This is a genomic window from Bradyrhizobium sp. SZCCT0153 (assembly GCF_018129995.1).
Classification (GTDB): domain Bacteria; phylum Pseudomonadota; class Alphaproteobacteria; order Rhizobiales; family Xanthobacteraceae; genus Bradyrhizobium; species Bradyrhizobium japonicum_G.
Genome location: NZ_JAFCKS010000003.1, coordinates 355,661 through 368,035, shown reverse-complemented (window position 1 = coordinate 368,035; position 12,375 = coordinate 355,661). Strand labels below are relative to the sequence as shown.

12 protein-coding genes are annotated in these 12,375 nt (G+C 64.8%); 6 read left to right on the top strand and 6 right to left on the bottom strand.

Translation table 11 applies throughout. From position 1 onward, the window contains the following. Positions 1–17 precede the first annotated feature (17 nt). Entirely contained in the window at positions 18–539 is a 522-nt protein-coding gene (gene fabA, locus JQ572_RS15465) for a bifunctional 3-hydroxydecanoyl-ACP dehydratase/trans-2-decenoyl-ACP isomerase (protein ID WP_211383889.1), read from the bottom strand. 349 nt (positions 540–888) lie between these two features. On the opposite strand from fabA, the gene irrA reads away from it, so the two are divergent. Continuing rightward, on the top strand, positions 889–1,380 hold the full coding sequence (irrA, locus tag JQ572_RS15460; protein ID WP_211383888.1) for an iron response transcriptional regulator IrrA: 492 nt from the start codon (positions 889–891) through the stop codon (positions 1,378–1,380). A 66-nt stretch (positions 1,381–1,446) separates the two neighbouring features. Here irrA and JQ572_RS15455 read toward each other — a convergent pair whose 3' ends face one another. Then, a complete protein-coding gene (locus tag JQ572_RS15455; RefSeq protein WP_211383887.1) occupies positions 1,447–1,977 on the bottom strand; it encodes an SH3 domain-containing protein in 531 nt (176 codons plus the stop codon). Positions 1,978–2,304: 327 nt separating this feature from the next. Between JQ572_RS15455 and JQ572_RS15450 the strand changes: the two genes are divergently transcribed. Then, the gene (locus JQ572_RS15450; protein ID WP_211383886.1) at positions 2,305–3,306 is read left to right on the top strand and encodes a 2-hydroxyacid dehydrogenase; all 1,002 of its coding nucleotides are present in this window, start codon (positions 2,305–2,307) and stop codon (positions 3,304–3,306) included. A 67-nt stretch (positions 3,307–3,373) separates the two neighbouring features. On the opposite strand, the gene JQ572_RS15445 is transcribed toward JQ572_RS15450, so the two are convergent. After that, positions 3,374–3,649, bottom strand: a complete 276-nt coding sequence (locus JQ572_RS15445) for a DUF3303 domain-containing protein (RefSeq protein ID WP_211383885.1) — start codon at positions 3,647–3,649, stop codon at positions 3,374–3,376. A 194-nt stretch (positions 3,650–3,843) separates the two neighbouring features. Further along, positions 3,844–4,647 (bottom strand): HesA/MoeB/ThiF family protein, encoded by an 804-nt coding sequence (locus tag JQ572_RS15440; RefSeq protein WP_211383884.1) that lies wholly within the window; start codon positions 4,645–4,647, stop codon positions 3,844–3,846. A 233-nt stretch (positions 4,648–4,880) separates the two neighbouring features. Here JQ572_RS15440 and JQ572_RS15435 point away from each other — a divergent pair, with 233 nt between their 5' ends. Then, the gene (locus JQ572_RS15435; RefSeq protein ID WP_211383883.1) at positions 4,881–6,242 is read left to right on the top strand and encodes a serine protease; all 1,362 of its coding nucleotides are present in this window, start codon (positions 4,881–4,883) and stop codon (positions 6,240–6,242) included. Positions 6,243–6,245: 3 nt separating this feature from the next. Here JQ572_RS15435 and ggt read toward each other — a convergent pair whose 3' ends face one another. Continuing rightward, the gene (gene ggt, locus JQ572_RS15430) at positions 6,246–7,925 is read right to left on the bottom strand and encodes a gamma-glutamyltransferase (protein ID WP_211383882.1); all 1,680 of its coding nucleotides are present in this window, start codon (positions 7,923–7,925) and stop codon (positions 6,246–6,248) included. 240 nt (positions 7,926–8,165) lie between these two features. On the opposite strand from ggt, the gene JQ572_RS15425 reads away from it, so the two are divergent. Next, entirely contained in the window at positions 8,166–8,909 is a 744-nt protein-coding gene (locus tag JQ572_RS15425; protein ID WP_211383881.1) for a ParA family protein, read from the top strand. A gap of 128 nt (positions 8,910–9,037) precedes the next feature. On the opposite strand, the gene mutM is transcribed toward JQ572_RS15425, so the two are convergent. Continuing rightward, positions 9,038–9,919, bottom strand: a complete 882-nt coding sequence (gene mutM / locus JQ572_RS15420) for a bifunctional DNA-formamidopyrimidine glycosylase/DNA-(apurinic or apyrimidinic site) lyase (protein ID WP_211383880.1) — start codon at positions 9,917–9,919, stop codon at positions 9,038–9,040. 81 nt (positions 9,920–10,000) lie between these two features. Here mutM and ubiE point away from each other — a divergent pair, with 81 nt between their 5' ends. Both ubiE and ubiB read left to right on the top strand, forming a co-directional pair. Further along, entirely contained in the window at positions 10,001–10,762 is a 762-nt protein-coding gene (ubiE, locus tag JQ572_RS15415; protein WP_211383879.1) for a bifunctional demethylmenaquinone methyltransferase/2-methoxy-6-polyprenyl-1,4-benzoquinol methylase UbiE, read from the top strand. Beyond that, positions 10,759–12,333 (top strand): 2-polyprenylphenol 6-hydroxylase, encoded by a 1,575-nt coding sequence (gene ubiB, locus JQ572_RS15410; protein WP_211383878.1) that lies wholly within the window; start codon positions 10,759–10,761, stop codon positions 12,331–12,333. The genes ubiE and ubiB overlap by 4 nt, the downstream gene beginning before the upstream one ends. The last annotated feature ends 42 nt before the right edge of the window (positions 12,334–12,375 follow it).

The following is a 12,375-nucleotide window of genomic DNA, read 5'->3' as shown; positions in this document are numbered from 1 at the left end:
TCGTCTTGGTGATGCGCTCAGCCCAGGCTCGTGCCCTGCTTGAACAGGCCGACCTTCAAATCCTTCGCGCGATAGATAATCTGGTCGTCGACCGAAAGCCATCCGTCGGCGATACCGAGCACCAGCTTTGAACGCATCACGCGCTTGATATCGACGTTGTACACAACCTTGCGGGCCTCGGGCAGCACCTGACCGCTGAACTTCAGCTCATTCAGGCCGAGTGCCCGCCCACGACCCTCGCCCCCGGTCCAACCCAGATAAAAGCCGACCATTTGCCACAGCGCGTCGAGGCCGAGGCAGCCGGGCATCACGGGATCGTTCTTGAAGTGGCAGCCGAAGAACCAGAGGTCGGGCTTCACGTCGAGCTCGGCGCGCACCACGCCCTTGCCGAACTCGCCGCCATTGTCGCTGATGTCCGTGATGCGGTCGAACATCAGCATCGGCGGCAACGGCAGCTGGGCATTGCCCGGGCCGAACATCTCACCGCGGGCACATGCCAGCAGGTCTTCGTATTCGTATCCGTTGCGCCTGTTCAGCATGCACGAGCCTCTGTTCTAATCCCGATGGAGCGGCGTTTTGGCGAAAATGGGCCCGTCTCGGTCGGAGAGCAACGCCAATTGCCACCGTCAGGCGCGGCTTCCGCAAGCCCCGGATGGACTGCGGGCCTGGCCTTCAGGCCTGGCTGCCCCAAAATCGGCTGCGCGGAACCGCGGGCTCTCTAACACAGGCGATTTCAGTGGCAAAGCGCTCTCGTGAAGGTAAAATGACGTGGTCCTCGCCAGGTTCCAAGACTGATTAGAACCTCTCTAGTTGCGAGAAACTTGCATCTGCATCTTTCTGTTCTTATATTGCAGGGAGTTATTGTTCACGCGTGCCCGAAATCTGGAAATGAACGAGAATTCCGCGCCCCATCACGACGACGACGTCCATTCCGCGGCCCTTCTGTCCGGCCGCCAGCCGGCTTTGACCGGCTGCCCGTGGCACGATGTCAACGAAATGCTCCAGTCCGCGGGGCTTCGTCCGACGCGCCAGCGCATGGCGCTCGGCTGGCTCCTGTTCGGCAAGGGTGCGCGTCATCTCACGGCTGAAATGCTCTACGAGGAAGCGACCCTGGCCAAGGTCCCGGTCTCTCTGGCGACCGTCTACAACACGCTGAACCAGCTCACCGATGCCGGCCTGCTCCGTCAGGTCAGTGTCGACGGCACCAAGACCTATTTCGACACCAACGTGACGACCCACCATCACTACTACCTCGAGAACAGCCATGAGCTGGTCGATATCGAGGATCCGCATCTGGCGCTGTCCAAGATGCCGGAGGTGCCCGAGGGTTACGAGATCGCGCGCATCGACATGGTCGTGCGGCTGCGCAAGAAGCGCTGAGGTTTCCCTGCTCGGCTGATTTGACCATCATGGCCGGGAATTCCCGGCCATTGTCGTTTCAGGCCGTCAGTTCACCTGCTCGTCCGAATAGACGCCCCAGAGACGCTCCTGCTGGATCCAGCCGTCAAAGCCGTTGCCGATGACGTGGCACCAGTTTGCGCTGCACTTCTTCACCTGCGTGACGACGCCGGCCTGGAGTTTTGCTGCAACCGCGCTCTCGGGATCGGCCTGATCATAGATCGGTGCAAGCTCGTCCTTGTGCTTCATGGTGACGACCGCGGTGCGGCGGCCCGACAGCAGCGAATGGTAGACCCAGCCCTCGGCGCCCTCGGAATCGCGCACCCGGCGCCAGTTCTCGAACTCGGCGGTGATTTCGACCGGCAGGCCGGCGCGGGTATAGACCCAGGCGACGTCATTGTCCTTGGTCGGGCCGGCGCGGACGTTGACGTGATCCGATTTGAGGCTGACATAGCGCGGCACGGGGAGGCCGCTGGCGGTCTGGGGCGTGCTGTCCTTGGCTGAGTGCCCGGGGCTGACCGAGGCGCTCAACCAGGTGCAAACGAGCGCCATCACCGAACAAAAACGCCCCAACGCCATCAACCCGTCTCCTGTCGAAGACCCCTACCAAGCCGGGCCTTCACCTCACAATTCCACAACCGCGCCGCATTCTCCCCTGACCCGCCCCACGCGGGTGTTCCCGAGCCCTTTGCCCGTGGTTCTTGTCTTGGCCCGGCCTTCTGCTAGAGAGGACGGACATCTGAACAACCAGTTTGCCCGATTTTCCGGCCGGAAATGTCGGGAGAGCTTGAAGGAAACGCCGGGGACGACACGGCAATGGCAGTGTCGAACAACCGGGTTAATGAGGCCTCAACGGGCCGGCCTTTGGTGACAGAGGCGGCTTGCATCGCCTCATGAGGGCAGGACATGTCGGTGAAGAAAAAGCCCCTCGTCGTGGTGACGCGCAAGCTCCCGGACTCGATCGAGACCCGGATGCGTGAGCTGTTCGACGCGCGGATCAATCTCGACGACACGCCGATGTCGGGCGAGCAGATCGCGGAAGCCGCGCGCACCGCCGACGTGCTGGTTCCGACCGTCACCGATCACATCTCCGCCGACATCGTCAATCAGCCCGACTGCAGGCTTCGCCTGATCGCCAATTTCGGCAACGGCGTCGACAACATCGACGTCGAGGCCGCCCATGCCCGCGGCATCACGGTCACCAACACGCCGAAGGTTCTGACCGAAGACACCGCCGACATGACCATGGCTCTGATCCTCGCCGTGCCGCGGCGGATGATCGAAGGTGCCTCGATCCTGACGGAAGGAAAGCCCTGGCCGGGCTGGTCGCCGACCTGGATGCTCGGCCATCGCATCGGGGGCAAGCGCCTCGGCATCATCGGCATGGGCCGGATCGGCCAGGCGGTGGCGCGCCGCGCCCGCGCCTTCGGCTTGCAGATTCACTATCACAACCGCCGCCCCGTCGCGCCGAAGATCGCCGAGGAACTGGGCGCGACCTATTGGGAAAGTCTCGACCAGATGCTGGCGCGGATGGACATCATCTCGGTGAACTGTCCGCACACGCCGGCGACCTACCATCTGCTTTCGGCGCGCCGGCTGAAGCTGATCCGGAAAGACGCCTACATCGTCAACACCGCGCGCGGCGAGGTCACCGACGAGGACACGCTGATCAAGCTGATCGAAGGCGGCGAGATCGGCGGCGCCGGCCTGGACGTCTACGAGCACGAGCCCGCGGTCAATCCAAAACTGGTGCGGCTCGCCAAGGCCGGCAAGGTGACGCTGCTGCCGCATATGGGCTCGGCCACCATCGAGGGCCGCGTCGAGATGGGCGAGAAGGTGATCATCAACATCCGCACCTTCCTCGACGCCCACAAGCCGCCTGATCGCGTGCTGCCGAGCATGCTGTAAAGCGCTGCGGCCGGGGGCGCGCAGACTTGAACGGAGCGGCCGGCGTACCGCGGCCGCCCCGAGGCATTCACTGCTTCGCCAGGGCGGCCAGGATCGGGCCGGCTTCGGCGTCTTCCACGCATGGAGTGACAGTGATCTCCATGACGTTGGCCCATTGGGCGTACCATTGGTACATGGCCTTCGGGTCGTTGCTCTCCGAAATTGCAAAGCCCGTCCCGTTCATTCCGTGCCAGCGGCCGAGCATCTTCACGCCTTCCGGCGGCACGCCCCCTGTCTTCAGAAATTTTTCGATCGCGGAATCGATCAAATTCGGGGGCAATTTCCAGCTCGAGATGTACTTCATAGTAATCTCCAATCTGAAATATCCATTTGCCTTGCGGCGATGCGAATTCAATCACGAAGAAAGACACTTGCAAGTGTCGATTTAGGCCCGTCCCAATCCCTGTCGGGAACGGTAGGGGCGACGCGCAGGTTGCGACTGTTCCGCACTGCAACGTACCGCTTCTCGGTCATCGCTTGTGCTCTCGTGCGGCGTGCCTACTCCCGATGGATGCTTAGATCATCGAACACAGGCCCATCGCCGTTGAGCGGATTGGCCGGATCGCGCCTGTAACGCAGCGTCTCGAAGCGCATCGCGCGCGCATCGATCATCAGGAGGCGGCCGACAAGGCCGTCGCCAAAGCCGACGATTTCGCGGATCGCCTCCAGCGCCATCATCGAGCCGAGCACGCCCGCGAGCGCGCCCATGACGCCGGCCTCCGCGCAGGCCGGCACCGTGCCGGGCGGCGGCGCCTCGGGAAACAGGCAGCGATAGGTCGGATTGAATTCGCCCTGCTCGTTTGTCTCATGCGCGCGGATGGTAGTGAGCGAGCCGTCGAAGGTGCCGAGCGCCGCCGTGATCAGCGGCCGCTTCGCGAAGAAGCAGGCGTCCGAAGCCAGATAGCGCGTCGAGAAATTGTCGGAGCCGTCGAGCACGAGGTCGTAGTCGCCGATCAGGTTGAGCGCGTTGTCGGCGTTGAGCCAGGTGGCGTGGCCGACGAAGCGGACATGCGGATTGAGCGCGGTGATCCGTTCGGCCGCGCTCTCGACCTTGTGCCGGCCGATATCAGGCGTGGTGTGGATGACCTGGCGCTGGAGGTTGGACAGCGACACCACGTCGTCATCGACCACGCCGAGCGTGCCGATCCCGGCGGCAGCCAGATACATCAGCGCAGGCGCGCCGAGCCCGCCGGCGCCGATCACCAGCACGGAGGCCCGCTTCAGCGCGGCCTGGCCGGGACCACCGACATCGCGCAGCACGATATGGCGGGCATAGCGTTCGAGTTCGTCCGGGCTCAGCATCGTCGTCCTTCGTTCTCTCAACCCTCATGGTGAGGGGCGCGGAAGGCGCATCTCGAACCATGAAGGCCCCGATATCACCCGCGGCCATCCTTCGAGACGCGGCCCAAGGCCGCTCCTCAGGATGAGGGCCTGCGTTCGTGGCCTCTATCGCCAACTGAACCACCCCAACATTGTTCGCGACCAACGAGATGTGCTTCAATGGCATTGCGTTCAATGGGCTGGCTGGATTTGTCATGAGATCGATGCTTGCGGCAACACTGATGTTTGCGGCTGCCACAGGCGCGAGCGCCCAGATGACGACGCCGCAGGTCCCCGGCACCAAGCCGAAGGTGGTCCAGACCGTTCCGATCCGTCCTCCCGCCTTGCAGACGGCATCCGAGACCGCCGATGCGATGGCGCAGGCAGAACGGCTGTCGCTGCAGTCCGACCTCGCTTGGGTCGGCCAATATAACGGCGTCATCACCGGCGACGTCAGTGCGCGCATGGTCGACGCGATCAAGGAGTACCAGAAGAACAAGGGCGGCAAGCCGACCGGCGTGCTCAATCCGCAGGAGCGCGCCGCACTCGCCGAGACCGCAAGGCGGAAGCAGGACAGCGTCGGCTGGAAAATCGTGACGGAGATGACCAGCGGCGCCCGGCTCGGCATCCCCGGCAAGCTGGTGCCGCAGCAGGCGACCGACGCCAACGGCTCGAAATGGACCTCGCCGACGGGAACGGTGCAAGTGCTGCTCAGCCGCCGCAAGGAGGCAAACCCGAGCACTGCAAAGCTTGCGGAAGCGGAGAAGAAGGAACCGGCCGGGCGCAAGGTCGACTACACCGTGGTGAAGCCCGACTTCTTCGTGCTGTCGGGATTGCAGGGCCTGAAGAAGTTCTACGTGCGCGGCACCTTCAAGGGTGACGAAGTTCGCATCATGACGATCCTCTACGATCAGGCCACCGAGAACACGGTCGAGCCGGTCGTGATCGCGATGTCGAGCGCGTTCAATGCATTTCCGTCGGGCCCGCAGACCGGGCCGCCGCCGCGCAAGAACGTCGAATACGGCACCGGCATCGTCGTCAGCGACGATGGCGCGATCATCGCCGACCGGCTCGTCACCGATAGCTGTCTTGCGATCACCATCGCCGGCTATGGCAGCGCCGACCGTCTCGCCGAGGACAAGGAGCACGATCTCGCGCTGCTGCACATCTACGGCGCGCGTGGGTTGAAACCGCTCAACCTCGCAAATGGCGCGGCGAAGACGAGTGTCGATGTCGTCGGCATCGCCGATCCGCAGAGCCAGGGCGGAGCAGCCGGTGTGTCGAGCCTCAAGGGTGCGCTGGCGCCGGTCACGAGCAGCGATTCCGCACTGTCTCCGCCGCCGGCGGTCGGATTCTCCGGCAGCCCCGCGATCGACGGCGACGGCAAATTCGCCGGCGTCGCGCTGTTGAAGCCGGCGATGGTCGCAGGACCCGCGACAGCGGTGCCGGCCTCACAGGCGGTGATGGTCTCCGCGGAGACGGTGCGCGATTTCCTGAAGGCGAACGGTGTCACGGCGAACGGCACGTCGACGGATGCGAAGACCGCCGTCGTGCGCGTGATCTGCGTGCGGAAGTAGCGATCAGCTCAGCCTGAACCTGATCCCGGCCTTCGCGAGACCTCCTGAAATACCGACCGGCGTGCCGTCCGCGCGCCAGCAGGCGGCGCCGGTCATGGTGCCGTCGTCGTGGAAGGCGATGCCGTTCATGCCACCGGCGACCGTCGCAACGGGCTGGACCTTGTGACCGAGGCCCGTCAGCTTCGCACGCACGGCTTCCGGCACCTTCTGCTCGACCTCGAGCGCATTGCCCTCGGTCCAGACCCGCGGCGCCTCGACCGCCTCCTGCAGGCTCATGCCGTGGTCGATCAGATTGACCAGCGCCTGCATCGCGCTCGGGAAGATGCGTTTTCCCCCGGGCAGCCCAAGCGCGTAACGCAGCTTGCCACCGTTGAGCGCCATCATCGGCGACATCGAGGTCGTCACGCGCTTGCCCGGCGCCAGCGACAGCGCGTGGCCGGGACGCGGATCGAACAGGTTCATGTAATTGTTGGCGATGGCCCCCAGGCCCGGGATCATGATCTTGGCGCCGAACAGATTGTTGATGGTCTGCGTGGTCGCAACCACGTTGCCGAACGCATCCGCCGCCGTCATGTGCGTGGTGTGCGCGCCTTCGAGCTGCGACACGCCGGCGCCCCAGGCCTGCGCCCGCGCCGGATCGATGGCGCGGCGACGCTCGTCGGCATAGGATTTCGAGGTCAGCTTCTCCACGGGCACGCCGACATAATCAGGGTCGCCGCTGGCGGCAGCGCGATCGGCAAAGGCGATCTTCAGGACCTCGGCGAGATAGTGGATGGTCTCGGATGTGCCGAAGCCGAGGCTGCCGATGTCATAGCCTTCCAGGATGTTCAGCATCTGCGCGATGTGCACGCCCGACGCCGCCGGCGGCGGCGGCCCAAAAATGGTCCAGCCGCGATAGTCCGCGCGGATCGGCTGCCGCTCGACCGTCCTGTAGCTGGCCAGATCGGTGCGACGGATGAAGCCGCCGGCCTTCTCCATGTAATCGGCGAGGATGTCGCCGAGCGGCCCCTCGTAGAGCGCGGTCTCGCCGTGGTCGGCGATATGACGCAGCGTCTCGGCATATTCGGCCTGCACCACGCGCGCGCCGACCTTCAGCGGCTCACCATCGGGCAAATAGATCGCCGCGATCGGCCTGTCCTTGCGCATCTCGGCGGCGCTCTCGCTGATGCATTCGTGCAAGTACGGCGTCGCCGCATAGCCGCGCGCGGCGTGCTTGATGGCGGGCTGCATGACATCGACGAGGCTCATGGTGCCGAACCGGCGCAACGTCTCGCACCAGGCTTTCAGCGAGCCCGGCGTAGCAACCGCCTTGGGGCCGTTGAGATTCTCGTTGCCGACGGTGTCGAATACGTCATGCGCCGAGCCCGGCCTCGAGGTGTAGCTGTTGTCGCGCACCGCCGAGGGCACGGTGCTCTGGCCGTCGATGAAGCGATGGCTGCCGTCGGCCAGCCTGATGTGGGCCATGCCGCCGCCGATGATGCCGACCATCATCGGCTCAACCACGGTCAGCGTGAACAGGGTCGCGATCGCGGCGTCGATCGCATTGCCGCCCGCCGCCAGCATCTCGGCGCCGGCGCTCGAGGCCAGCGGATGGTTGCTGACGACCATGCCGCGACTGGAGACCGCAGGCATTTTCTGGCATTCAAAGGTCGTGGTCGTCCGGTCGCGCCAGTTTCCGCTCATGCCGCTCGTCCCCTCTCTATTCACGGCGGCGAGCACATCACACGCAGGATTACGGGTCCAGTAATGGTACGGATTAGCTGGCATTCCCGATTCTGCCATCATTGTTACCGTTGATTCGGACCACCGCGATCCCCTTTGGATCGGGCCGGCACGTCCTGAGCGAGAAGAGCTCAGCATCGAGATCGATGCACGTTCGCGTGGCGTATTCCTGACCCAAGCACTCCAAAGGATACACCTTCAATGCACACGATCGTACTGGCCACCCAAAAGGGCGGCAGTGGGAAGAGCACGCTCGCCATCGGCCTCGCGCTGGCAGCCAGGCAGGCCGGCTTCACCGTCCGCCTGATCGAGACAGACCCGCAGGGCACCCTGTCCAACTGGCAGCGCCGCCGCGCCGCCGATGATCTCGTCGTCGAGCCGATCTATCACGCCGCCGACATCGCGCCGCGCCTGAAAATGCTCGCCGAAAGCGGCCTCCAGCTCGCGATCGTCGATACCGCGGCCGGCCTCAGCGCCGCCACCACCGCCGCGATCCGCCATTCCGACCTCTGCCTGATCCCGGCCCGCCCGAGCGTCGCCGACATCGAGGCGACCGCCTCGACGCTGAGCGTCGCGCGGGCCTGGAAGCGGCCCTTCAGCTTCGTGCTGAACCAGACGCCGATCCGCGGCCAGCGCATCGACAATGCCGCCAACGCTCTCGCCGAAGAAGCCGCGCTGGATCTCATCGAGGTGCTCGCGCGTCCTCTGATCGTGATGCGCAACGACCACCAGGACTCGCTCGCGAGCGGCCTTGCGGTGAGCGAATTCGCGCCGAACGGCAAGTCGACCGAGGAGATCCGCGGCCTCTGGCAGTGGATCGAGACCCGTCTCGAGCTCACCGCCACGACCAATGTCCTGATCGACCAGGTCCTCTCGGCTGCCGATGGCATGCTGCACGCGGCCTCGGAACTCGCAGCGGACGAGACCACCACACTGGCGTCCTGAGCGGGGCGATCGCTCAGACGGCAGCCTGCCCTTCACCATCCGGAAGGGCCCCCGCGACGAAGCAATCCGGCCACCAACCGGCCGGACCCTCGCAGAAACTCACGGCCTCGCGGCCGCAGGCCAGATTCTCACTTCTGACATTTCGGACACCAGAACGTCGAGCGGCCGTTCTGGGTGAAGCGCTTGATCGTGCCGCCGCAGCCGGGCGTCGTGCATTTCTCGCCTTCGCGGTCGTAGACCTTGAACGAATGCTGGAAATAGCCGAGCTCGCCCGAGGTCTGGCGATGGTCGCGCAACGATGAGCCGCCGGCCTTGATGGCGTCGTTCAGCACGGTGTGGATCGCACCGACCAGCCGCTTGGCGTGATCCGTCGGCTCACTTTTTTTCGTCGACAGCGTCGCGGCGATGCGGCGTGGCGACAGATGCGAGCGATGCAGCGCCTCGCAAACATAGATGTTGCCGAGCCCCGCCACCACGCGCTGGTCGAGCAGCGCGGCCTTCAGGCTCGTGGTCTTGTCCTCGCAGGATCGCGCCAGCATCGCGGCGTCGAATTCGTTGCCGAGCGGCTCGGGGCCGAGGTCGCGGAGCAGCGGCTCCTCCTCGAGCGCATTGCGCGCGATCACTTTCATGTAACCGAAGCGGCGCGGATCGTTGAAGACGATGTCGGCGCCCGAGGACATCCGGAACAGAACATGGTCGTGCGTGGTGTTCTTCCCCTTCGGATAATGAAACTCGCCCGGCGATGCATCGTTGTCCGGCTTGATGACGCGGAACGAGCCCGACATGCCCAGATGCATCAGGAGCACGTCGCCGGAGGCGAGATCGGCCATGAGATATTTTGCACGGCGGCCAAGCCCGGTGACGACCTGGCCCTTCAGCCGGGCCACGAAATCCGGCTGGAACGGAAAGCGCAGATCCGGCCTGCGGGCCTCCGCATCGAGGATTTTCGCACCCTCCATGACGGGCTGAAGGCCGCGGCGGACGGTCTCGACTTCGGGCAATTCAGGCATGGTCGGGCATTCACCTTATGAGGGCGGTGTGATAGCGCCATTGCGGCGGCCGCGCTATGGTCCGCCCAGTGGAGTAGAGTAATGGATCGGCCGGGCGAAACCACGCATTTTGGCTTCAGGGACGTCCCCCTGGGGGACAAGCAGACGCTGGTGAACGATGTGTTTCACAGCGTGGCTTCGCGCTATGATTTGATGAACGATTTGATGTCCGGTGGCCTGCACAGGGTCTGGAAGGACATCATGATCACCGCGCTCGACCCGCCGAGGGGCGACCGGCCGTTCGCGCTGCTCGACGTCGCGGGCGGCACCGGCGACATCTCGTTCCGCGCCGCCAAGGCGGCGGGCGCGGGCTTCCATGCCACCGTCTGCGACATCAATACCGAGATGCTGAGTGTGGGCCGCGAGCGCGCCGCGAAGCGGCATCTCGAGACCCAGGTCGATTTCGTCGAAGGCAATGCCGAAGCGCTGGCCTTCGCCGACCGCAGCTTCGACGCATATACGATCGCTTTCGGCATTCGCAACGTGCCGCGGATCGACCTTGCGCTGCGCGAGGCCTATCGCGTGCTCAAGCCGGGCAGCCGCTTCCTGTGCCTGGAATTCTCCACCGTCGAGATGCCCGGCCTCGACCGGCTCTACGACCTGTTCTCGTTCAAGGTGATCCCGCCGCTCGGACGCATGGTCACGGGCGATGCCGAGTCGTACCAATATCTCGTCGAATCGATCCGCAAGTTTCCAAAGCCTGCCGCCTTCGCCGACATGATCCGCGATGCCGGCTTCGCCCGCGTGAACTGGCAGACGTTGACCGGCGGCATCGTCGCGCTGCATTCGGGCTGGCGTTTGTGATCTCTGCCATCACCCACACTGCGCGCCTGATGCGCGCCGCGTTCGTGTTCGCGCGCGAGGGCGTGTTCGGCTCGGTCGATCCAAGCCTCGTCCCGCCGCCCGGGCAACTCGCGCTGAAGCTGGCGCGCCTGATCGAACGGCGCGGGCCCAAACATGGACCAAGGCTGTCGCGCGCGCTGACGCGGATGGGCCCGGCCTATCTCAAGCTCGGACAATTCCTGGCGACGCGCCCGGACGTCGTCGGCGTCATCATGGCGCGCGACCTCGAAAGCCTGCAGGATCGCCTGCCGCCTTTTTCGCAGGAAGAAGCCGAGGCCGCGATCGCGACGTCGCTGGAACGGCCGCTGAAGGACGTGTTCGCAAGCTTCGGCCCGCCGGTCGCCGCCGCCTCGATCGCCCAGGTCCACCGCGCCGACGTGCTGCGCGACGATGTGCGCAAGTCGGTTGCGGTCAAGGTGTTGCGGCCCAATGTGGCCGCGCGCTTCCGCCGCGATCTCTCCGATTTCTTCTTCGTCGCGCACAAGGCCGAAGTCTATTCGTCCGAGGCGCGACGGCTGCGGCTGATCGAGGTCATCAATACCATGTCGCGCTCGGTCGCGATGGAGATGGACCTGCGGCTCGAGGCGGCAGCGCTGTCGGAGATGGCGGAGAACACGCGCGACGATCCCGATTTTCGCGTGCCGACCGTCGACTGGGACCGTACCACGCACAACGTTCTGACGATGGAGTGGATCGACGGCATCGCGCTGAACGATCACAAGCGTCTCGAAGACGCGCAGGTCGACCTGCCCGATCTCGGCCGCAAGGTGATCCAGAGTTTTCTGCGTCACGCGCTGCGCGACGGCTTCTTCCATGCCGACATGCATCCGGGCAATCTGTTCCTCGATGACGCCGGCCGTCTCGTTGCGGTCGATTTCGGCATCATGGGCCGGCTCGGCATGAAGGAGCGGCGCTTCCTCGCGGAAATCCTGCTCGGCTTCATCACCCGCGACTATCGCCGCGTCGCGGAAGTTCATTTCGAAGCGGGTTATGTCCCCGCGCATCACTCGGTCGAGAATTTCGCGCAAGCCATCCGCGCCATTGGCGAACCGATCCACAACCGCACCGCCGAGGAAATCTCGATGGCGCGGCTGCTCACGCTGCTGCTCGAGGTTACCGGCCTGTTCGACATGACGACGCGGCCCGAGCTGATCCTGCTGCAGAAGACCATGGTGGTGGTCGAGGGCGTGGCGCGCGCCTTCGACCCCAGGCTCGACATCTGGAAGGTCGCCGACCCCGTGGTGCGCGAGTGGATCGAACGCAATCTCGGACCGATCGGCCGGGTCCAGGGCGCACTGTCCGGTACCGGCGACCTCGCCCGCGTGCTGATGCGGCTTCCCGACATCGCACAACGCTCCGTCGTGGTGCTCGAACAGCTCGAGACCATGACGCGGGAGGGCATCCGGCTGTCGCCGGAGAGCATCGCCGCGATGGGCCGCAGCGAGGGCCGCAAGAACCGCTGGCGCACCGTGGCACTCTGGATCATCGCAGCGACCTTCATCGGCATCCTGATCGCCGTCCGGAATCTATGATTGCACTGCAATCATTGGAGTGATAGCATCGCTATCATTCCG